Origin of the sequence: Microvirga pakistanensis (assembly GCF_004458765.1) — a bacterium.
GTDB classification, from domain to species: Bacteria; Pseudomonadota; Alphaproteobacteria; order Rhizobiales; family Beijerinckiaceae; genus Microvirga; species Microvirga pakistanensis.
Genome location: NZ_SPJX01000287.1, coordinates 1 through 21,689, shown reverse-complemented (window position 1 = coordinate 21,689; position 21,689 = coordinate 1). Strand labels below are relative to the sequence as shown.

Genomic DNA, 21,689 nt, shown 5'->3' with positions numbered 1-21,689 from the left:
AACGAGGGAGGGAAGCATGACGGAGAAGCGCTGGGTTCGACGGCCCGAGGGCTCCAACTGGGGTGATTTCGGACCTGACGATCAGGTCGGACGCATGAACCTCCTGACCCCCGAGCGTCGCCTGCGGGCGATCCGCGAGGTTACGCATGGCCAGACCTTCACCTTGAGTCTCCCGCTCGACTACCCGGGCGGCAATGCGCTGTTCGAGTTCCGCAAGGAGCCGCGCTTCTTCTACGAGCGCCGTGGGCCAGGGCATAACTACAATTTCCGCCTCAGCAATGTCTGTGGCTGCTTCTCCGACATCGTGTCCGACGATGCGGTGCTGCTCTACACTCAATATTCCACACAATGGGACGGCCTGAGCCACGTAGGCCAGCTCTTCGACGCTGACGGCGACGGGATGGTTGAGAAAGTCTATTACAATGGTTACCGCGGCGGAATTGACATCGTCGGACCGGACGATGCGGCGGAGGCCTCCGGCGCGAAAGCCCTCGGTATCGAACATCTTGCCACCAGCGGGGTTCAGGGCCGCGGCGTTCTCGTCGATCTCGAATCCCGCCACGGCCGCAGCCGCGCCGTTGTCGGTTACGACGAGCTGATGCGAATTCTCGATGAACAGCGCTCGCCCGTGGAGCCTGGGGACTTTCTCTGTCTCTATACCGGATTTGCCGACCTAATCCTCGAAATGGGCAAGAAGCCCGACGGGCAAGTTCTCCTGTCGTCCTGCTCCGTGCTTGACGGCCGCGATGAACGCTTGCTCAACTGGATCACGGATTCAAAGATCGTGGCGATCTGCGCCGACAACTTCGCGGTGGAGGCCTATCCGGCCAAGCCCGGTCCCGGCGACACCTATGCCGGCCTGCCCTTGCATAACCACTGCCTCTTCAAATTAGGCGTCCATCTAGGAGAGCTCTGGTACTTTGCCGATTTGGCCCGCTGGCTCCGCAGCAATGGACGCTGGAGCTTCCTCCTTACGGCCCCACCGCTGAGGCTGCCAGGTGCCGTTGGATCCCCGGCAACGCCGATTGCCACCGTGTGAACGCGGCGGCTCACGCCGGCCTAGAGCATCGTGCAGAGAAGTGGACCCGGTTTCACGGACGTGGCCCTTCGGGTCTGCGTCGAATGATGCGCTCTCCCATGGTGGAGCATCGGATTGGATCCCAAACGTGGATCCACTTGTGGGTCCGATGCTCTAGTGTCCCTCTCAGATGCTCGATTGGTATTCTAAGTTCGTTCAGTCGCGTGCTGATCTGCTTGGAACTCACGTCATACTGATCTCGAACGTACTTCCCAGATGTGCCAAATCCGGTCGTTCGCTGCGGTTACCGAGGCATCCTATGCCCGGCTAGACGACCTCAACTCTTTCGAGATGTCTCATCCTCTGGTGGCACTTGAAGTGTCTCGGTTGAAATCCACCCGATGCAGGTTCTCAGGATCGGCGCCAGATAGGCTTGGCTGCCTCGAATTTCCACCACCCGACACGCATAGGCTCGCTGGTCGCCGGCGGGCCGGTAGATCACCGTTGCTCCAGGTCGGAGGTCAGGGACTGCATCAGCCAGGGAGAAGTTATCAACCTTGCGGTTCTCATCCAACGTGGGATCCGGACAGACGGCGGCCTCGGTGCCGGCTCGCATGCGCTCAAGGGCTGCAATGACAACACGGGCCTGCTCCCGATAGCGCTCTGTCACCTCCCTCAGGAGCGCCCCCTGCTGGCGCCCCGGATACCAAGCCGTCCCGCCAATCTTCGCCAGTTCCTCAGCGACGAGCTCGACTTCCACCTCACTCATGCCGCTCTGTTCCTGGTGGTGTTGCGGGTCTGCCCAAGCTCATGCATCGTGCGCAGTCTCTGGAACAGGTAAAAGCCATTCAACCGAATACCGGTGACAGCAGCATGCTCACGGAAACCCGGCGGCGCAGGATCTGAAGGACCCAGCGAGCCTTCAAGCAGCCACTGCTCCGGCAGCAGAAATCCAGGCAGCGGGCGCTCTGTCGCCACGGCACAGATCAATTGAGGCCGCTGCTGATTGCGGAAGAGACGATAAGTGCACTCGCGCTTGGTGCCGCCTGGCTCCTGAGTCCTTGGCAAGGTTCTTCCCCATGGCTGATGCTCTTTAAGCTTGGCAAGTCGCCGCTGAGCAGCATGCACCACCCCGGCCAGATGTCATGGCGGAACATCCCGACGTAGAAACCCGATGCCCTTGTCCCATCCAGGCCGTTAACACAGGTTAATCCGACCGGATCGAGTTAGCTCCGGCATCACCAGTACTCAGTTCATGTTGTTACGGACGCCCCGCATCGGGGCGCCATTTTGATGAATTGCGAGACACAATGGCAAGCAAGGGACGATTCAACCTAACGCCACCTGACAGGGCGAATGAGCTCTTCGAGAGGCTGCTCGCCACCTCGGACAATGCCGTCAAGAGCCGCGAGCGGCTGTTGGCCGACCTGAAGGTGGAGCTGGAGCTCCTTGCGTCTCTCCAGGAGGAGCATCTCTTCCCGATCCTGACACGGCATGGGATGCACGATCTTGTGCGAGACGCTGCCCGTGACAACGAGGAGACCAGTGCCCTCCTGACGAAACTGGAGCGCATGCCGAAGAATGCTGCTGGATTCATCGGTCAGGTAACCGAGCTCAGGCGAACGTTCCAGCAGCACATCCGCGACGACAGGAAGGAGCTGCTTCCGGCTGTGCTCAAGGTCCTGAGCGACGAGGAAGTCAACGCAGTCATCGAGAAAGTGGAGGATGAAATGGCAACCATTGACGAGACCAAGCGAGCCGATGCCCGGCGTGCCCGTGAGCAGGGTGAAGCCGTCCAACGGGTGACGGAAGGCGTCGCGGACACCATGAAGGCAGGAGTGGAAGGCGCTCAAACCATGGCGAAGACCATGCAGGAGACTGTGGGGAACAGCCTTGGCACCCTCTCGGAGATGGCGCGTCGCTCGACTGAACAGGCTGTACGGCTCTTTGGTCTTCCATCCGGGAATGCCGAGGACCTGACTAACCAGACCTCGGAGAACCTCCGCGCTGTGACCCAATCCGGCACCGCTCTGGCGCGTGCTTTGCAGGATGTCTCCCGCGAGGTGTTCGAACTGAGCCAAAAGCGCCTGCAACGGAACCTTGATGGTCTCAACCAGATCGCCCGCTGCCGGTCAGTCGCCGATTTGGTGGCGGCTCAGAGTTCTCTCCTTCGCGACAACCTGGAACAGACCCTCGACAACAGCCGCCGGATAGCTGAGCTCACGATCCAGGTGACCGAGGAGGCGACCAGAAGCGCGACGGTGCAGACCCAGCAAACAGCCCAGCGCTCCAGCCGCGCGGCGTAAGCCTCTATCGGCGTGGTGATGATGTGCTCCTGGCTCGCGGCCAGGAGCACATGTTTTCCGAGATGCCACGGCTGAACATCACCGCACAGCTCACTGCGCTCAGCTTAGCGCCGGTTCACCGCACGGGCGGTTTGGCTTGCTGACCGGCCATAACAGCAATCTGCACCAGTTCCGGCAAACTTTGGGCCCCCAGCCGCTCCATGATGCGGGCGCGGTGCGCCTCGACCGTGCGTGGGCTGAGGCCAAGGTCCCGGGCAATTGTCTTGTTGGTGCCCCCGGCCAGAAGTCCGTCCAGCACCTCCCGCTCACGGGGCGGCAACGCCGCAATGAGCGCCTTCACCCGCTCGGTGGCTTGATCCTGCTCGGCCCTCTCGCGGATGGTCGCCTGGGCTGAGGCGAGCGCATCCAGCACCTGTTCGGGTTGAAGGGGCATATCGAGGAAATCAACGGCCCCGGCCTTCATTGCCTGGACCCCGACGGCAACATTCCCGCCACTGTCGCCCAGCACAATGACTGGCAGCCCGGCCCGGCGCGCCTTCAGCTCCCTCGGGATCGTCAGTCCGCCGGCTCCGGGGCTGCGCGTATTGAGCAGCACACAGCCGGGCACCAGCACCGGCGCCACCTCCAGGAAGGATTGCGCCGAGGCAAAGGATTTCACCTCGTAGCCGACACCTTGGAGCACAAGGCATAGGTTCCGACGGGAGGCCTCATCGCCATCCACCACATAGACGATTGAGCCGTCGTGCTGAGTAATATCCTGGGCGATGCCGCCCACCCGCCGGATCCGTCCCTGCTCATCGCGGATCGGAAAGAACGTGTCCCGAATCCAGCGCACGCCGCCGTCAGGCCGGATGATGTGGTACTCGTGCGTGCCCTCCTCCCCGCGTTGGACGCGCTCGAGGGTGGTGCTCGCCCGGTCACGGTCATCGGGGTGAAGGGCCTTGGCCCAGTGACCCGGATCGCGTAACGCGGCCTCCACAGGCTCGCCCCAGATCGCCTCGTAAGCCGGGCTGACGTACTCCATCTTGAGGGTGTCGAGATCCTGGATCCACAACACCGTGGAGGAGTGCTCGGCAAACTGCCGGAAACGCTCCTCACTATCCCGGAGCGCCGTCTCAGCCCGGGCGCGCAGGATCGAGGTCCAAGTGCGCTCCGCCACTTCTTGGACCAGCGAAACCTCGTCATCGCGCCAATGGCGCGGCTCGGTCTGATGAACATAGAGGGCTGCGACCAGCCGACCGTCCCTGATCAGGGGCGCAATGATGGTGGAGCGCTTTCCCGCCCGGAGGAACTCGGCGGCGCCGGGATTGTCCGCGGTGAGCGGATGCGTCAAGGCATCATCGATGCGCACGGTGCGACCCGCCTTCAATTCATGATCGATCAGGGGGCCAAAGTCACTGATGCGGTGCTCGCCGGCAAAGCTGGGCGTCGTGGCATCGGTCCAGTCGCGCTCAACCGCAAAGGACTCACCGCTTTCGCCTAGTTCATAGTACCCGGCGCGGTTCGCCCTCAGGTGGCGTCCCAGCATCTCCGCGGCCGTGGCCATGACCTCGCGCGCCTCGGCCACCCTACGTAGGCGTGTGCTCAGATCGACCAGAAACCGAAGTCGCTGCTCGGTGAGCACACGCTCTGTCGTCTCCTGCAAGATAATCAGAACACCACCAAGCTGGTCAGTCCCATCCATGACAGGGCTGATTGAGCCGGTCCACCAGGTCTGCTCGGGGTAGCCTCGTCGCTGCACGATGTCGATGGGCACATCTTGAACATAGGTCGTCTCGCCACGAAGCGCTCGCGTGACCATCGGCGACACGATTTCCCAGATCTCGGTCCACGCCTGTGGCAGAGGCTGTCCAAGTGCCTCTGGCCGCTGCCCACGTAGCTTGAGGGCGGGATCATTGTAGAAGGTGATGAGGTCCGCTCCCCATGCGAGATAGGTCGCGAATGCGGAGTGGAGCAGGTTGCCGAGCGTGACCCGGAGCGCTTCCGGCCACGTGTCGATGGGACCAAGCGGCGAGCCTGACCAGTCGTACGCTTGGATGCGGGTCCCCATGGTGCTGCCCTTCAAGAATCGCATCGTGTGCAAGCCGCCGTATCCCCGTCGTTCACCTGTGATCACGACTGGTCAATCTTGGCTATAATAGGTCTGCACCTCAACCCAGGCGCATCAGTCGTGCTCATTGACCATTCTGCTCCATCCGAGACGCCGTATTATCATGACGCAGGTTCACATTGAGCGGCTGGAGGGTATTTCTCCGTCGTAGTGTGCCGACATGACAACGCGGATGCGCCCGAATAGATAAACCATACCGGCACCGATACTTTTGCCCCTACGGGCCGGACCTTGGAGCGCCCCCTGGAACAGAGGGCGCTTTCTCTTTTTAGGGGCGGGATCTTCAGGAAACTTGTCTCGCAGAACGCTAGGCTCCGCTAGGAGCCGGACCTCAGAAGCAAACGCCGGTCCAAGCAGCCTTTGCCGCCTTTGCCCATCACTGCTGTCATCGTCCCGAACGGCAACGCCGACCTGGTTAATTAGCATGTCGAGTGGTGTGCTTTTTCCAGGCTGCGTGCACGGGAAGGGCTGCTCTGGGTCAGGCAACGAAATTCGCGGTCGTCGAGGAACGTCCGGCTACGTGAGGATTGCTGCCCTCAAGCTCTGGTCGCCGGGGGTGCCAGAAGGCGACGTTCCAGGTTAGGGAATTTCGCGCAAGGCCGTTTATGGCACAGCACCCCAGCGGGATCGGGTTTCTTCAGCCGGGCGCATGCTCAGGAGAGGGAGGCCCACAGGAACGCAAGGGATGCCGTAAAGCCGAGTGCGGTTCGCACCGCGTGAAGCGCCCCCCACCGCTTGATCATTGCTCGGCTCTCGGGACCAGCCGCCGCAGGATCGATTGCCATCAGCCTATTGTTTGTGGGCATGATGGCGAAGAACGTCACGGGCCAGTTCGCGACCATGAGCACCCCCCCAATGGCCCAGCCGACGTGTCCGGTCTGCCACCATGCGATGAGACCGAGCAGGAATCCCACGATCGCAAGCGGAGCCTGCATAGCCAAGCCATGCTTGTAAGATGGCTTCCATTCGGTCAGTAAGGATCGGTCGTCTAGCCCCAGGCGGGCGGGCTGCTCGGCCACGTTGATGTAGAGGGCTGCGCCAGAGAAAACGGCGGCGACAAAGAGTGCAAGTTGACCAGTGAGCATGTCCGTTTCCCCTCAGGCGTCGCTCATCATAAAGGCTCCCAGCAGATTGAGCATAGGTCGCACGCCTGTGCGACTATCGCCCGGGAAATTCGCAGGGGCCGTTTATGGAACCGCTCGCTCTATATGACGGGGTCGCCGCCTCATCGGTCCATTTGGACAGGCTCTATCGGAACAGAGCGGCCAGTGCGCCCGATGCCGACGGCAGCTATGGGTGGAATGCGGACTGTCGACTTTCGGGTCTGAGCGGCCTCGCAACGGACGCTGGTCCCGTCTGTGTAGCCAGCTGCGAGGTGTGGACTGAAGGACTGGGCCAGTGTCTCGCAACGCGATGCTCACAGCCATGGGCTGGATCCGGAATGGTGGAAACGGAACGGCGCCGGGGCCGTTCCGTGACGATGCGAAGAAGAGGATCAGGCCTCGGCCTTGACCGGGAGCCGAAAGGGCGCGCCCAGCCGGTTGAACGCGTTCATGGCCGCAATCGTAATCGTCAGGTCCACGAGATCCTTGGGCGCGAAAGCCGCGCTTGCGGCCGCATAGGCATCGTCGGAGGCGTGCGTCTCGCTGACGAGCGTGACTTCCTCCGCCCACGCGAGCGCGGCGCGGTACTTGTCGGGAAACAGGTGAGGCACCTCGGCCCAGACCGGAACGAGGGCGACCTTCTCGAACGGCATCGTGTCCAGGAGGTCCCGGGTGTGCAGGTCGATGCAATGCGCGCAGCCGTTGATCTGCGAAACCCGCAGGAAGACGAGGTGGATCAGTTCATGGGGTAGGTTGGTGCCCGTGGTGATGTAGTGGTGGATGCCGAAAAGGGCCTTCGCACCCTGTGGCGCCACCTCGTTCCAGACCAGCCGTTTGTTCTCGCTCATGATACGTCTCTATGTTCGGAACGCCGGAGATCGACGTTCGAAGCCATGACGGGCCAAGCGGTCAGGGTGTGACATGCCACTCAGCATTTCCGCTCGAAGCGGCCGATGTCACATCCGGGCACGTCCGATCGTCTTATCCTCGGGTTCGGGATGCGCGAGCGATGGGAAAGCGGATATGGTCGGCGAGGAAACGGGGCGGATGGAGGCGATGGACGATCGGCGGACCACCGAATTCGAGGCGGAGCGCAGGCGCCTGACACGCCTGGCCTATCGGATGATGGGCTCGCTCACCGAGGCGGAGGACGTCGTGCAGGACGCATGGCTGCGGTGGGTTGGGGTGGAGGGTGGCATCGATTCGCCTCCCGCCTATCTAACCCGCATCGTCACACGCCTGTGCCTCGACCGACGCCGCTCCGCGCGGGCCCGGCGGGAAACCTACGTTGGACCCTGGCTGCCAGATCCTCTCGTGGGTTCCGTGGAGCCGGACGAGACGGTCGCCGACGACGTCACGGTCACGTTGATGCTAGCCCTCGAGCGTCTGTCGCCTCTAGAGCGGGCCGCTTTCCTTCTCCATGACGTCTTCGACGTGCCGCTGACCGAAGTGGCCATCACCCTCGACCGCGAGCCGGCCGCGGTTCGTCAGCTCGCGGCGCGCGCCCGCAAGCACGTGCAGGCCGCACGTCCCCGCTTCAACGTCGAACCCACGGATGCGGACCGGATCACCCGTGCCTTCTTCGCTGCGGCGCGCGACGGGGATGTGGCGGCGCTTTCGGCGCTGCTGGCAAGGAATGTCGAGATCCATACCGATGGCGGCGGCAAGGTCCTTGCCTTCCGCAATGTCATCCAGGGCGTCGAGCGGGCCCTGCGCCTTTTTGCCAGGCAGCGGCGCAAGGATGCCGTGCTGCCGACGCTGCTTCGTGTTGTCACCATTGACGGCCTACCAGGCTACATCAGCCTCGATCGAGACGGCATGCTTCAGACAACCGCGCTCGACATCCGCGAGGACGGGATCGCCGCGATCTACATCGTCAAAAACCCGGACAAGCTGTCTCACTTGGCGGCAGAAGTGGACTTTCCAAAACGCCTCTCGCCGATGCCACCAGCCTGGTGAGCCGTCTGAGTGACTGCGGAAACGCGGATAACCATTCGATAGGTGGCGCACGTTCCTCGTTCACGGTCGAACGTCCGCTCAGGGTCACATCCAGCCTTTAAGCACAACCACGTGAAGGTCCGCTCAGCCTGCAAATGCGGACCTTCGGCAAACGTCAGGAACGCACCAGGCGCAGGGGTCGCTCAGTTGTCCCCTAGCTTACCCCATTCCGCACTGACATCGCGCCGCGGTGGGGCACTTACAGATGGGCTGGCGCAGCTTCTGAAAGCAGAAGTCGTGACCTCCGCCGACGCTATTGACAGGAATAGACCCGTATGCAGCTGCTCGAAAAACTACTGAAACGAACAGTAGCGGCATTACCTGGACATGCCGATGCCGCACAGGCGGAGGGTCCGGCCGGGGCCGCTCCCATCCCGCCCTACCTGGAGCGTCTGCAGGTTGCTTATCGCGGTCCTTACTGTCCCCTTTAGGACGGCTCGACGCAAAGTCGACAACTCAGGGCAGAAGCATGCGCCGTCGCGTGAGCCGGTCAGGTAATCGCATTTATCTGAGTGCGCCCGATCTCAGTTAACGTGACAACATCTTAAATCAAGTCCGGCCCCAAGGGGAACCCGTAGATGCTGCTGCCCTCCAAGCCTAATTCCCGGCGTAAGACTCGGCTTCGGATCGCACATTTGAGGCGGTTCGTTGTGAGCTCCGAACGCAGTGCGACAAGTTCAGCCTGGCGGCCGTAATATTCCTCTTCGTTATCGAGGAGCTCGGATATTCGCCGCGTTCCCATATCGAAATACTGGCTGCGATAGAGTTCGCGTGTTTCCGACAGAAGGTCGATCTGCCGCCGCAGCATGGTAGTCTTTCGGCCGCCGGCGGAGAGCGAGCGAAGCAATCCATGTTCCGTGACGCTATCCTCTAGCCTGACGACCCCCAGCTTCGCCTCTGCGGCGGCAAGGTGGTTTCGTGCGGCATTGGCTTTCGCGGTGAGCGCGCCGCCCTGCAGAAGATCGGACTGAATGTCGAGATTGACACCGACCGGGAGCTTGTTGATGCCGAGTTCGCCCCCAAGTACCGGCTTTAGCAAAACCCGTGGGTTAAGCGCCGCGTTCTCGGCCCTTTCCAACGCAACGCGCGCACGCGCCAGCTCCAGCTGCGCCATGCGAAGGTTGTCGGTTTCACCGTTCGCCTTACAGCTTGCAGGGGATAATTGAATACGTCCGCCCTGCGACTGACCGCTCAACAGGGTTAGCCGGTCCCGTGCCTCGGCCAGCGCCAATTCCGTGTCGTTTACCAGGAACTCCGCGGACTGCAGCCGCTTGCGGGCTTCCAGCAGATCGGAGGACGAGACCGCTCCACTTTCGGCACGCGCAGCCACGAGAGATTCCAGTTCGCGCAATGCGTTACGCTGTTTCCTGTAAATGCCGAGCAGTTCATTCTGCGTCTGCACATTGTCATAAGCTTTCAGCAGCTCCACCATCGCGTCATCCACCGCCTTCTGGAAGGCGATGTAATTGATCTGCAGGTCGAAGTCGGCCACTTTGACCGCACGCTGGCTGTTGCCGCCATCGAACAGCAACTGCGACCCCGTCAGTTCCAGAGCCGGTTCTCCGCTGCGCGCCGAGCCGATCCCGCCGCCTGCAGACAGACCCAGACCAGGGAAGAGCGCTGCGCGCTGGACCCGAACCTCGTCGGCGCTGGCTGAAACAAGACTGGCGGCCTCGCGTACGGAGGGGCTGAGCAGCAAGCCATTCTGTGCGACGCTTTTTACGTCACTCCCGCGTGCCGGGGTCAACGTGGCGAGCTCTTCGGTTCTTTTAATGATTGCCGCTTCGAATCCGTCTGGTCCTGGCAGCCCTACGCACCCTGCAAGCAAGATGCAGGCGCCAAGGGCTGTAGCCCTGTGCAAGCAGTTTCTTTCCCGGGGCGGTCGTGCGTGGATCATGTGGAGATCAATTCGGTTGCCCGAGAACCAGCTCGGCGCATTGGGGGCGACGCCAGATAGCACGCTCGACCTTGCCCGCGCCATCGAAGAACACGCGATACTGGCAGATCAGCCGATCACGCCTGGTCAGCGGCAGGGACAAGTGAAATTCAAAGGAACCGTCGCCATAGCTAATCGCAGGGCGGCCAAGCAGCGCCTGGAGGTCACTTTGCGACTGACCGATCGCAATGCGGCGGACTTGGGCGATCGAATGCTCTGCGCCAACTCGGGCATAACGTGCGTTCATATCAGGGTAGGCGCGGGAAACCGACGAGAACTGCACCCCGGGATTCACTTCGTTGAGACGATTGATTTCCTGCCCGCCAGCAGAGCTGAAAGGAAGAAGGACCAGAAGCGCCATCGCGAGAAAGGTGCTTCGCCTACCGAAACCTCGTGTCATATCAGGAACCTTTTATCGATAATAGGGAATGATGTGGGAAACCACCGGCTGCGGGCTTGGCTTGGTCAGTGCGATCATCGTTCACGAAGCGCCTCTCCTGCCCGATTGAACGGTTTGACAAGATATTGCCAGACAGTCTTCTCGCCGGTCTGGATGTCGACAGTCGCGATCATGCCGGGCACGATTGGAAACCGGGTTCCGGCCTTGTTGACGAGGTAGTCCTCACGGGTCCTGATATAGACCCGGTAATAGACCTGATCGGGTTTGACTTCATCGCGCACGGTGTTCGGCGAAATCGTCACCACCTCGCCGGAAAGGCCACCGAAAATCGCGTAGTCATAGGCTGAGACCTTGACCAGCGCCTCCTGTCCTGGATGGATGAAGGCGATGTCACGGGGCGAGATGCGCGCTTCGATCAAGAGCTGGTCGTTCATCGGAACAAGGGTCATCAGCTGCCCCCCGGGCGGAACGACGCCACCGATGGTCGTCACGGCAACATCCTTGACGATGCCGCGCATCGGTGCGCGAAACACCAGACGATCGAGCTGGTCGGAGCGGCCGCGCATGATCGATGCCTGCACTTCGGCCTCGGCATTGACCTTCTGCAATCCCTCGCCGACTTGCACCCGCGAGTCCGCGCGTAGGCGGGCGATTTCTAGCTCCATTTGGGCGGCCTCCCGGCGCAGCCGGATCACTTCAACCCGACTGGTCGCACCGCGGCTTTGCAGTTGTTCGGCAATCTTTAGTTCTTGGCGGGTGAGCTCCAGCCCCTCGGTCAGTCCCGACAAGGCCTCGCGCAGGCTCGTACGCCGTGACTGAAACAAAGCCAGCTCGTTAGCCCGCAACTGGGCGAACTCATCACCGGCAAGCTCGTCGGGGAATATCACCGTCTCAAGATCGCTCAGCTCGGACCGCATCCGCGCTGCTGCCGCTAGGGAGGCATGATATTTTGCCGCCGCCTCTTCGACGTTCGAGGCGGAGCGTGTGGGATCAAGCCGAGCGATAATTTGGCCCTGTTCGACCAGATCGCCTTCCTTGACGGAAATCGACGCCACGATGCCGCCGTCGAGCGACTGGATTACCTGCTCGCGCGAACTGGGTACAACGGTGCCCTGACCGCTGGAAACCTCGACCAGCGGGAAAAACCATGCCCAGAAGAAGAACAATACGAGCATGGCAAAGACCAGCCAGACGAAGCGGCGTTCGGACTCCGCGTTCGAACGCTCGTCGGTGAATAACAGCGACGCAGTCATGCTGCCGCCTTTCCGGCACGCAACTGCTCCAGCACCTGATTCTTTGGTCCGTCCATGGCGATCGTGCCATTGCTGACTACGATCAGCCGGTCCACGATCCGCAGCATCGCTGGTCGATGGGTCGCAACGATCACCGAGACATTGCGCCCGAGACGTCCGAGCACGTCGATCACCGCAGCTTCGGATACCTCGTCAAAGGAGGCGGTCGGCTCGTCGAGCAGCAACACGCTTGGGCTGCGCAGCAGAAGTCGGGCCAGAAGCAAACCCTGCTTCTGCCCCCCCGATAAGCCTAGCCCGCCTTCCAGAATCATGTGATCCAGACCTTCGGGAAGCCGGTGGACGAAATCCACCAACCTCATCTGGCCAAGGGTCTCCAGAATGGCCTCGTCCGTCGCTAGCGGTGCGCCGAGTGTAAGATTCTCGCGTAGCGTGCCATGAAACAGGCGCGCGCCCTGCCCCATCAGGCCGATATCGCGCCTCACATCATTGGGATCGATCAGTCCCATGACCACGTCGTCGACGCGGATCTCTCCCGCCAGCGGTTCCAGCAGTCCGGCGAGTCCCGCCAGAAGCGTCGATTTCCCTGCCCCGTTGCGCCCGAGAATGGCAATGCGTTCACCCGGGGTGATCGTCATCTGCCCGATCTTCAGCACGGGGGTTTGCGGGCTATGGCCGAACACAACATCCTTCAGTCGGAAGTCGCCACGGATCGACGGCTTATGGATGCGTTGCTCTTCCTCTGGCGCATCGACCGGGAGAGCCATCAACCCGTCCAAAGCCTTGCGCGCGACTTGCGCCTGCTGCCAGCGGTTTAGAATCTGCGTGACTGAAGCGAGCGGCGCAAGCATGCGCGAAGACAGCATCGAAGCGGCGACGAGCACGCCCGTGCTCATTTCGCCTGCCATTACCATAGGCGCACCGAAGAAGAGTACCACGGCGAAGACGCCGCCCTGCACCGTTTGCGCCCAGGAGGACAGCCGGTTCACCAGATCGCGCAGCTCCATCGACGAGCCGGAAGTGGTTTCGTTGTAATGGTTCCACAGATTCTGGAACCGTGTCTCGGCCTGCATCGACTTGATGTCGTCAAGCCCCTGAATCGCCTCGACCAGCATCGCGCTGCGCAACGATGATTCGCGGGTGTTGGTTTCGGCCAGACGACGCAAACGCCTCTGCGCCAAAAGGCCAGGCACGATCAGCAGGATCATCGCCCCCAGCGGGATCCAGACCAGCGGCCCGGAGATGTAGAGGAACAATGCACAGAACAGTAGGAAGAACGGCACATCGGCAATGGCCGCCACTGTGGTGGAAGTCAGCATCTCGCGCACGTGCTCCAGCTCGCGAATCTGCGAGATGAACGTGCCGGTCGAGCGCGGGCGGGCGGTGTTGCGGATGCGAAGCGCGTGGCCGAAGACCCGGTCAGAAATACGTAAATCCGCCGACTTGCCCGCAACGTCCGTGATGCGGCTTCGCGCGGTGCGTATGGCCATGCCGAAGAAGGTGGCCATCATCACGCCAATGAACAGCACCCATAGCGTGCTCATCGATTGACCGGGCACCACACGGTCATAGACCTGCATCGAGAAAATTGTGCCAGCCAGCGCCAGCACGTTGGTGACCAGTGAGGCAACCATAACCGCCCGATAGGGCTTTAGGTCGGATAGAGCGATGCTACGCAGCCAATCGGGTCGCCAGGGTGCGATATAGTCATCGATCCGGCGATCTGGGCGGGATGAGATCGGGCGCAGCACAAACAGCCGGCGCAGGCATGCAGTCAATTCCTCTCGCGAGAAGGGGGTCATCAACCCTTTCTCACCCGCCAGAACGACGCCGAACCCGTCAGCGGTTTCCCGCTCGATCACCCCGACGTCGCCGTGGTCGAACTCGGCTACAAGCGGCAGACGCAGGCCTGAAATCACCTCAACGCCTCCTTCGGTTTCCCGAATGGAAAGCCCTGCCGACCGCGCAAGCGTACCCAGCCGGTCCTGGTCGGTGGACCAGGCCAGTTCGAGCTTCATCCGCTCCACCGAAATGGCCATGCGGTAATGCGCTGCCACGCGCAATACCGCTTCCATCCATCCCCTGTGGGTTAACGCCCCGCCCGAGGCAGGGCGGGGGTTGCTTGTTTCGCCTCTCACCACATCAGACCTCGTAGTGGACGCCCGAACGAAGTTCGTCTTCCAGCGGCGGCATGTGCGCCGGACCGCCCAGATCGACGAAATCGGTTTCACCTGCCGTGACTTCGAACCGCGCCGAATTGTCGTGATGTTCCTCAGGCAGGATCGCCGTCAGATCGTCGCCCCGGGTATCCGAGAACAGAACTTCGTCGGTCGAGATCGGATCGGCCTTGGGCGCGTCCGGCATCGGCGTCTCGTGTGGGCCGATAGAGGCAAGGCCGAAGCTTTCCGCGTGGTCAGAGATGTCGAAGGCCATTAGTGCGGGCGCTTCCGACAGAGCGGAGAACTCACCAGCCGGCGATCTCACTGTGACCCCCTCAACCTTCAGGGTCACCTCGGTACCCCCGTCTATCGTCCCGGTATAGGTGCCATCGTGATTGTCAGCCCAGTTGCCGGACAGCGATACTTCGTCCTCCGAAGACCCTTTGATGGTCATGAAGTGGTTGGCGTCTGTCATATCCCGGACCTGGTCCGGGGTCAGATCCGAGATCAAGTTGCGCCCGGTAACCGCCAGGTCAAGGACTTCAATATTGGTCAGGTTCTGCTTCAGACTCTCGCCACTCAGGTCCTCGCCGTAGCGCAGCGCTACTGTGTCGGTGCCCTCCCTGCCGTCGATTGCCTTTCCATTCCAGATGAAGCTGTCGTTACCGGTGGTCGCCAGTACCGGCGTAACGGACAGCGTCAGCGTATTGGACACAAAGGCAGATTGGGCGCCATTGCTGCTTTCCACCGTCCACGCTGTCACTTTCACTTGCGTTCCCGCGGTCGCTGCATCCTGATCGGTCAGCGCTGACGCCGCCTGCACGACGCCAAGATCGTCAAGATCGTCCTGTGACAGGCCCGTGATCGTGTAGGTGCCGGTGTCTTCGTTATAGCTGAATGAGGTGATCAGCTTATCGCCCACGTAGAAGGCCGCATGCTCGCCGACACCGGTGATTTGCAGCATCGTCGTTTCGGTGCTTCCATCCTCTACGGCCGCCGTCGCCTCGGTTGCGTCGACCATTGCCGCATTCAGGTTCAAGTCGATGACGTGGCCCTCCGTCCCAAAGGACAAGGTCGGATCGATGGTCAGGCCGTTGGCGACAGGTTCCACCGTCACCGGCTCCAATGGGACAGTATCTACCCTGGGCGTGGGCAGGCTGTTCTCACCCGATTCCACCACCAGCAACAGGTCGTTGAGTGTTCCGCTCCAGTTGGGTGCGGGCAGGATTGCCACATAAGCCGGCAGCGTGCCGTTCGTGGAGAGCACCCAGGTGTTGGTTGTGCCATCTCCGCCTGCGTTGGAGGTTTGCTTAGCCAGTGTGGCATCCCCTGCCGTGTCGCCGACATAGAGCAGGAATCCTACCGGCACGCCCGACAGCAGAATGGAGCGGATCGACTCCGACGCGTCACTGTCGTTGAGCACCACCGACAAGCCGCTTAGTTCAATGGCGTTGCTCTTGTCGGACGAAGCGGCTTCGCGGCCTGCCGTGGGCTGGCTTTCCACTGTGACGCCATTATTAGCGATCTCGATGTTGGCCGTTCCGGAAGCCGAGGCCGATTCCGTATTGGCGGCATCAGTCTCCCGCGTTTGAGCCCAGGCCGAGAAGGTAACATCGCCCGGCTCTAGCATGGTGCCGTCCGGTGCCGTGTAGGTCAGCTCGACGGAACCGCCAGTTTCACCAACTTCGATGACATAATAGTTGCCATCCGGTACGCCATCGACGCCGCTGACAGCCGTGAGCGTGAACATCTGGCCATTGCGGTCCGTCACCGTGCCGCCGTCATTGGCGTGGGTCGATACCTGCACATACAGCTTGCCATCGACGATCTTGCCGTCGGCACCATCTGCGAGGTTGAGGGCGGTGATGGTCGCAGTAACGCGGGTCTCACCTTCTGCCACATCGCTGGTTGTCACCGTGATGGTGGCCTCGTCAGACACCGGGATGACAGGCATATCGGCAGTGGTATTCTTCACCACACTAGTCCCGCCCACTGCCGCGGCTGTTAGCTTGGCGCCGAAGTTGAAGTCGGCATTATTATCGTTGGTGTTGTCGGGCGGCGTGATGGTGATGTTGGAAAGCAGATCGTTGAGAGCCGCCTGGCTGTCACCATTTGCTGACACCGTTACTGTAGCGGTCCAGGTGGGCACTCCGTCGATGGTGGTCAGTGTCATACCGTGGACGGTAGCGCCTGCCGGCAGATCAGTGATGGTGACGGTATAGCTGTAGGACGCCGAGGGATCGCTGGTGGAGACTGCTGCATCGATCACGCTGTCCAGCGTGAAGGCTGTGTCTTCCGTACCTGAACTGCCATTATAGCTCCACTCGCCGATGACTGGCGGTAAGTAGGGCGCGCCATCGGCCAGCTCCAGCACAAGGTTCCAGCGCACGGAGTCCGTCTCAATCGCAGCCGGTGTTGTCGCCGCCTCTCCGTCGTCCCGCGCCTGGACCGTCATGATGATGGCCGAGGTGCCGTCTCTGGCACCCACACCGACGACGAACTCCACGGGCACGTCAATGCCGCCGGGGTCAATCGCGAGCGCGTCGCTGCGATCATAGATGAGAACCCACGAGCCCGCGCCGATAAGGGATGCGCCATTCACGGTCACGCCGTCGGGCACGCCGTCGATCAGCACGCGGATCAGATGTTCGCTGCCATCAATGTCGGCCGAGTTAACGTGCAAGTTGACAGTGACCGTGCCGCTGCCGGTGACGGTAGCGGTGTCTGGCTCCGCGTCGTCACCCTGTATGTCATTCGCCGCGGTGCCAGTCGCCGATGTCATGGAGATGCCGGTTATCGAGGCCTCCACCGGATCGGTCACCGGGGTGGCTGCCAGCGCCAGCGTTCCCGGCTTGATCGCTGTCTCCGAAGCCAGTGTGCCGTCGCTGGGCGTGTCGGTGACTTCATACAGGAAGTTCAGCGAGCCCAAGTCGCCGTCCTTGTTGAGCGTGCCTCGGGCGCCAAGCTCGTCCACCTGGTCGGCCGGAATCACATAATAGTCCACTCCGTCGATGGTGGTGGTGTCGAGCCCGGCGGCCGACAGTTCGGCTTCGCCAAGGTAGAGCTGATAAGTGCTGGTGTCATAATCCACTGGCACATAGATCTTGCCCAGCGTCTCATCGCCGTCGCCATTCTGGCGGACGATTGCAAGGTTCAGCAGCGTGACCTCGTCCTCGACCAAGGTGGCGCTGGTGGTGATCGTGGCCTCCGGCGACGGCGTAACAGTAAAGCTTACGTCGATCGGATCCCCGGTGGACGAGTCGCCATCATTATCCGTGGTGACGCCGACCACCTTCAGGTTCACCGTACCGCTATAGTTTTCGGGCACGACGATGGACACGTTGAGCAGGTTGTTGGCCGACACCAGCCACACGCGCTCGGTGCCGGTACCGGATACGACCGCCGTTGCGCCGGTCACCGAGAAGCCCTCAGCCAGTCCCGTGATACGCAGGGTTGTGGCTTCCGAACCATCATTATCGGAAGAAACGACGCCAGCGACTAGATTGGACAACGCGATTTTGTGGTCGCCTGAATCCAGCGAGGCTTCCGTCGTGGTGTAGCGGAGGGCCGGCAGCGTGACCACGGCTGCATCAGCGACGCCGGTTACCGAAACATCAATCGTGCGCGACGCAACGGGAGCGGACGTGGCGGTGCCGTCGACGGATACTGCGCTCACCGTCAGCTTGAAATCATCATTGCTGTTGAGCGGCGGCGTGATCGTCAGCGGCGCGGTGTTGCTGAAGTTCGGAATCACAAAGCTGGTATCACCTGTACCCGCCGTGAAAGTCAGAGCCGAGCCGCCCGTGCCATACGTGATCGTTGCGCCAACCGGAATACCCGAGATGGTGACATTGAACGTTTCCGAAGCGTCAGAGCTGGTGGTCTTGATCGACAGCGGAATAGCACTGTCTTCAAGGCCGGATGCGCGGCCGTTCAGCGCCATCGTCACCGCATCTGCGACGGGATCGAACTTGATCGGGGAAAGCGTAGCCGAACCGGTCACGTCCACATTCACGCCCGCTCCACTGGTGTGAGGCGGGTCGAGAGGCAATGTCGAGACCTCGTCGTCGTCGTCGTAATCCACGGTGCCAGCTTGAACGCCGATTGTCAGCATGCCCGACACATCTGTCGGGAGCTTCACCTGCAGTGTATCCAGATACTTGGCAGGCACCCAGATCGGCTCGCCGACAAAGGTCCGGATCTCCCATGTCGCGCCGCCGTCGGTGGAATAGCGGAACTGCGTGCCAGTAACCGTGTCGCTCGGGGTATCGGATGCCAGCGTGGGCGTGAGCACGGCGTAGGTGAACTCGTCCGTGTCAGCATTGGACCAGGGTGCCGCTAACTGGGCGTTGCCATCGCCTATGTTGGAGGCATCCGTATAGTTTGTGCCCAGCGCGTACCACGTATCTTCCTTGCCAGCGGTCGAATAGGTGTGATCGCTGTTCATAGTCACGTCGTTATTCGCGCCAGCGCCAGCGCTGTCGCCGCCGACCTCCTCGGCTATGGGGGTGACGGTGATTTTTACGTCGCGAATGACTGTCTTCGTGTCGCTGACGGAGGTGCCGTCCCTCCAATTGCTATCGGTGGTCTTAATCGACAGCGTGATCGTCTCGTCTGCGCTGCTGTGCGCGGGAGGTCTGATCGCGAAGGCATCAAGGATGGTCTCGCGATCCGCTTCGTTCAGCGTGTTGTCGAAAGTGATCGTGGCCGTGTTGCCAGCGAGAACATATGTCCAGCCCGACGGCGAGGGTGGTGCCGTGACAACCCAGCCTGCCGGCACCTCGAACGATATCGATTCGATGACTTCCGTCCCGGTCGCGCCAGTCCCTGTATCAGTGACAGTGACGCCTCTTAGGAAGTCCACTGCCCTGTCTTCATACGTGCTCACGTCGCTCGCGCTTACATCACCTGCCACCGGGTTGACGTGCAGATTCAGGGTCACGGAACTGCTGATGGTGGTAGGAGTGCCGCTTGAATCGCTGTCAGTGTCCCTCGAGTTCAGCGTGATCGTGACGCTGGCCATGTCGCCACTGAAATCAGCCGGAGGCGTGATGGTAATGCTCGGTGCGGCCGTAAAGGTGCTGCTTACCGCAGATGTCACTGTACCGGCGGGGCTTGCCGTGTAGTCGACCCCATTGATGCTGACGACCGTGTCGGGCGGCAGGCCAGTGATGGTGTACCAGTAGTCCTCGCTACCGTCGGCGTCCGTGCTGCCGTTGCCGTCGGCATTGTTCCGCTCAGCTCTTAGATAGCCCGATAGGTCGAGCGAGCTGTCTTCGGCGAAGGTCACGCTGGTCTCGCTGCTGGTCCTGGTCAGTGACGCTCCATCAGTTACCGCCTGCACATCGACATCGATGACCTGGGTGCTGGTGGCTCCGTCCACGCGGGGGAGGATCATGCCGCCAGCGTCCACCTCATAGCTAGTCGCGCTGACGGCGACGGTAAAGTCCCGGCCGCTTTCAGCACTTGGATGGACCCTCAGTGCCTCGTACTGGGCCTTGGTTAGATGATAGACGCCATTGGCATTGTCTTCGTTCGGCACGCTTGTGACGTGAGCCACGTCGGTCAGCACAATCGTGATCTTGCCGCCGATGGGCGTCAGTACTGTCCCGCCGGTGGAGAGGGTAACACCGCTCGCGCTCGCACCACCGATTGTCAGCGTGATCTCGCCGAGGCGCTCAGGATAATCGTTATTGTTGGTGCCTGTGCCGGTATCGGTGATTTCTGGTGCTTTCAGGCCAAGCGAATCGGCGGCGTCTTCGTTGGTGTTAATGGTCTTGTCAGCCTCGAGACGAGGTGCATCGGCCACCTTGGTGATCTCAAAGTCGAGCGTCTGCGTTACTGCCTTGCTACCGTTCGCTTCCGTCATCGTGTAGGTAACGGTCGGCACATCGCCGGCATACTCGGAGGCAGGAATGAAGCTGTAACCGCCGTTCTCCTCTATGGTCAGTGTACCCAGAACGTTGCCGAGTCCGTCCTTGAGGGTGACGGTAGCGCCAGGATCATAGCTTTCGTCGGTGCCATCGCCATCGGCATCGACACTGAAGCTCGTCAGTTTGATGACGTCATCCGGATCGGAGACGTAGTCCTGCAGCGTGCCGCTGGCGCGGCCGTGTTCCGCGAGAGACACGATTTCATTGCCGGAGCCTGCGAGGTCGTCATTGGAGCCGCGGACGGTGACCGTGACGACTTCGTCGCGATAGGCACCATGTTCGTCGGTCACGCGCGCGGTGAACGTTTCCGTTTTGGGTTCGTCATCGTCGTTCAGCGCCTGGGTGGCAGACCGCGTGTTGTCGAGCGTATAAGTCCACTGGCCGGTCGCCGGATCGATGGCGAACGTGCCGTAGGTTCCGTTGTTAGTGTTGACGATGCTCCACGTCTGCGTCGCATCAGCATCGACATCGGAGGCTGTCAATGTGCCGGAGACGGTATTGGGCGCGGCGGGATTGGCCGTCCCCTGTTCGATCACTTCACCCGTTGCATCGGCAGACGTCGAGGTAATGACCGGCCGATCGTTGGCGCCTGTTACGGTGATAGTGAGCGTGCTTGTGCTGGTCGCGCCATTGGCATCGACAACCGTATAGGTGAACACCTCAGTGCCGCTTTGGCCCTGCTTCAACGCCTGCGTATCGGCATCGCCGTTGGCAAGCGTGTAGGTGTAGGTGCCATTGCCGTTAAGCACCAGCGAACCATAGGCGCCCATCAGCGCCGAACCGATCGTCCCTACTGAGCCGCCGAAGTTCACGCCACTGACGGTGAGCGTGGCCTTTTCGCCATCGTCCACGTCGGTGTCGTTGGTCAGTACATTGCCCGTTGCGGAAGGAATACCCGCCGATGCGGTGTTGCCTCCGTCCTCGACGCCTGCCTCCGTGGCCGCGCCCGCATCGGCACTCGCCACAGGCGAATCGTTGGTGCCGGTGATGGTGATGGTGACGGTCCGTGTCGCGGTGCCGCCTGCACCATCATCCACTTGCACCTCATAGGTCAAGGGGACACTATCGCCTTCGTTCAGGGCTTGTGTGGCCGTCAACGTATTGTCGAGTGTATAGGTCCACGCCCCAGTCGCCGGATCAATGCTGAATTCGCCATAGGTCGAATCCGGTGTGCCAACTAATGTCCAGGTTAGGGCATTGCTGTCAGCGTCGGCCGCGGTAAAGCTGCCGGAGGCGCTGGGCTCGCCAGCGACCGCTACACCGTTGTCGAGATTGCCTGCCTCGACGACTGCCCCGGATTGATCACCCCCGGCGATCACCGGCGCGTCGTTGACCGGAGTGACGGTGATGACGAGGCTGGCTGTGTCCGAGCCGCCTTCCCCATCGCCGATCATGTAGGTGACGGTCGGGACCGTGCCGTTCCAGCTGGCGACTGGCGTGAAGCTGTAAGCGCCATCGCTGCCGAGCGTGAACGTG

13 protein-coding genes are annotated in these 21,689 nt (G+C 61.5%); 3 read left to right on the top strand and 10 right to left on the bottom strand.

Features of this window, described 5'->3' with window-relative positions; translation table 11 throughout:
• Positions 1–16 precede the first annotated feature (16 nt).
• Entirely contained in the window at positions 17–1,039 is a 1,023-nt protein-coding gene (locus E4K09_RS15350; protein ID WP_134498441.1) for a cyclase family protein, read from the top strand.
• 316 nt (positions 1,040–1,355) lie between these two features.
• Here the strand turns inward: E4K09_RS15350 and E4K09_RS15345 are convergent, their stop codons facing one another.
• Together E4K09_RS15345 and E4K09_RS15340 are read right to left on the bottom strand one after the other, a co-directional pair.
• Entirely contained in the window at positions 1,356–1,787 is a 432-nt protein-coding gene (locus E4K09_RS15345; protein WP_134498439.1) for a hypothetical protein, read from the bottom strand.
• Positions 1,784–1,996: a hypothetical protein gene (locus E4K09_RS15340; protein WP_134498437.1), complete on the bottom strand. Its 213-nt coding sequence runs from the start codon at positions 1,994–1,996 to the stop codon at positions 1,784–1,786. Before E4K09_RS15340 ends, E4K09_RS15345 begins: the two co-directional genes overlap by 4 nt.
• Positions 1,997–2,328: 332 nt before the next feature.
• Between E4K09_RS15340 and E4K09_RS15335 the strand changes: the two genes are divergently transcribed.
• Entirely contained in the window at positions 2,329–3,324 is a 996-nt protein-coding gene (locus E4K09_RS15335; protein ID WP_134498435.1) for a phasin family protein, read from the top strand.
• A 115-nt stretch (positions 3,325–3,439) separates the two neighbouring features.
• Here E4K09_RS15335 and E4K09_RS29815 read toward each other — a convergent pair whose 3' ends face one another.
• From E4K09_RS29815 to E4K09_RS15320, 3 genes are all read right to left on the bottom strand, one after another.
• Complete coding sequence (locus E4K09_RS29815; protein ID WP_204985735.1) at positions 3,440–5,389, bottom strand: PAS domain-containing protein; 1,950 nt, start codon at positions 5,387–5,389, stop codon at positions 3,440–3,442.
• Positions 5,390–6,087: 698 nt separating this feature from the next.
• Positions 6,088–6,519 (bottom strand): anthrone oxygenase family protein, encoded by a 432-nt coding sequence (locus E4K09_RS15325; protein WP_134498430.1) that lies wholly within the window; start codon positions 6,517–6,519, stop codon positions 6,088–6,090.
• Between the two features lie 410 nt (positions 6,520–6,929).
• A complete protein-coding gene (locus E4K09_RS15320) occupies positions 6,930–7,385 on the bottom strand; it encodes a carboxymuconolactone decarboxylase family protein (protein WP_134498428.1) in 456 nt (151 codons plus the stop codon).
• A gap of 175 nt (positions 7,386–7,560) precedes the next feature.
• On the opposite strand from E4K09_RS15320, the gene sigJ reads away from it, so the two are divergent.
• Complete coding sequence (gene sigJ, locus E4K09_RS15315; protein ID WP_134498426.1) at positions 7,561–8,496, top strand: RNA polymerase sigma factor SigJ; 936 nt, start codon at positions 7,561–7,563, stop codon at positions 8,494–8,496.
• 583 nt (positions 8,497–9,079) lie between these two features.
• Here the strand turns inward: sigJ and E4K09_RS15310 are convergent.
• The 5 genes from E4K09_RS15310 to E4K09_RS15290 form a co-directional block, all read right to left on the bottom strand.
• Positions 9,080–10,282, bottom strand: a complete 1,203-nt coding sequence (locus E4K09_RS15310; RefSeq protein ID WP_166802343.1) for a TolC family protein — start codon at positions 10,280–10,282, stop codon at positions 9,080–9,082.
• Between the two features lie 157 nt (positions 10,283–10,439).
• Entirely contained in the window at positions 10,440–10,832 is a 393-nt protein-coding gene (locus E4K09_RS15305) for a hypothetical protein (RefSeq protein ID WP_134498422.1), read from the bottom strand.
• A gap of 113 nt (positions 10,833–10,945) precedes the next feature.
• Positions 10,946–12,124, bottom strand: coding sequence for a beta-barrel domain-containing protein (locus tag E4K09_RS15300; protein ID WP_134498420.1), 1,179 nt, complete (start codon positions 12,122–12,124; stop codon positions 10,946–10,948).
• On the bottom strand, positions 12,121–14,262 hold the full coding sequence (locus E4K09_RS15295) for a type I secretion system permease/ATPase (RefSeq protein WP_425293851.1): 2,142 nt from the start codon (positions 14,260–14,262) through the stop codon (positions 12,121–12,123). Before E4K09_RS15295 ends, E4K09_RS15300 begins: the two co-directional genes overlap by 4 nt.
• Before the next feature lies 1 nt (position 14,263).
• A partial coding sequence (locus E4K09_RS15290; RefSeq protein ID WP_166802342.1) for a beta strand repeat-containing protein occupies positions 14,264–21,689 on the bottom strand: 7,426 nt, incomplete at its 5' end.

Coding starts and splice junctions, on each gene's coding strand:
- E4K09_RS15320 (WP_134498428.1), bottom strand. CDS start 7,385: ATGAGCGAGAACAAACGGCTGGTCTGGAACGAGGTGGCGCCACAGGGT.
- E4K09_RS15345 (WP_134498439.1), bottom strand. CDS start 1,787: ATGAGTGAGGTGGAAGTCGAGCTCGTCGCTGAGGAACTGGCGAAGATT.
- E4K09_RS15350 (WP_134498441.1), top strand. CDS start 17: ATGACGGAGAAGCGCTGGGTTCGACGGCCCGAGGGCTCCAACTGGGGT.
- E4K09_RS15335 (WP_134498435.1), top strand. CDS start 2,329: ATGGCAAGCAAGGGACGATTCAACCTAACGCCACCTGACAGGGCGAAT.
- E4K09_RS15305 (WP_134498422.1), bottom strand. CDS start 10,832: ATGGCGCTTCTGGTCCTTCTTCCTTTCAGCTCTGCTGGCGGGCAGGAA.
- E4K09_RS15300 (WP_134498420.1), bottom strand. CDS start 12,124: ATGACTGCGTCGCTGTTATTCACCGACGAGCGTTCGAACGCGGAGTCC.
- E4K09_RS15325 (WP_134498430.1), bottom strand. CDS start 6,519: ATGCTCACTGGTCAACTTGCACTCTTTGTCGCCGCCGTTTTCTCTGGC.
- sigJ (WP_134498426.1), top strand. CDS start 7,561: ATGGTCGGCGAGGAAACGGGGCGGATGGAGGCGATGGACGATCGGCGG.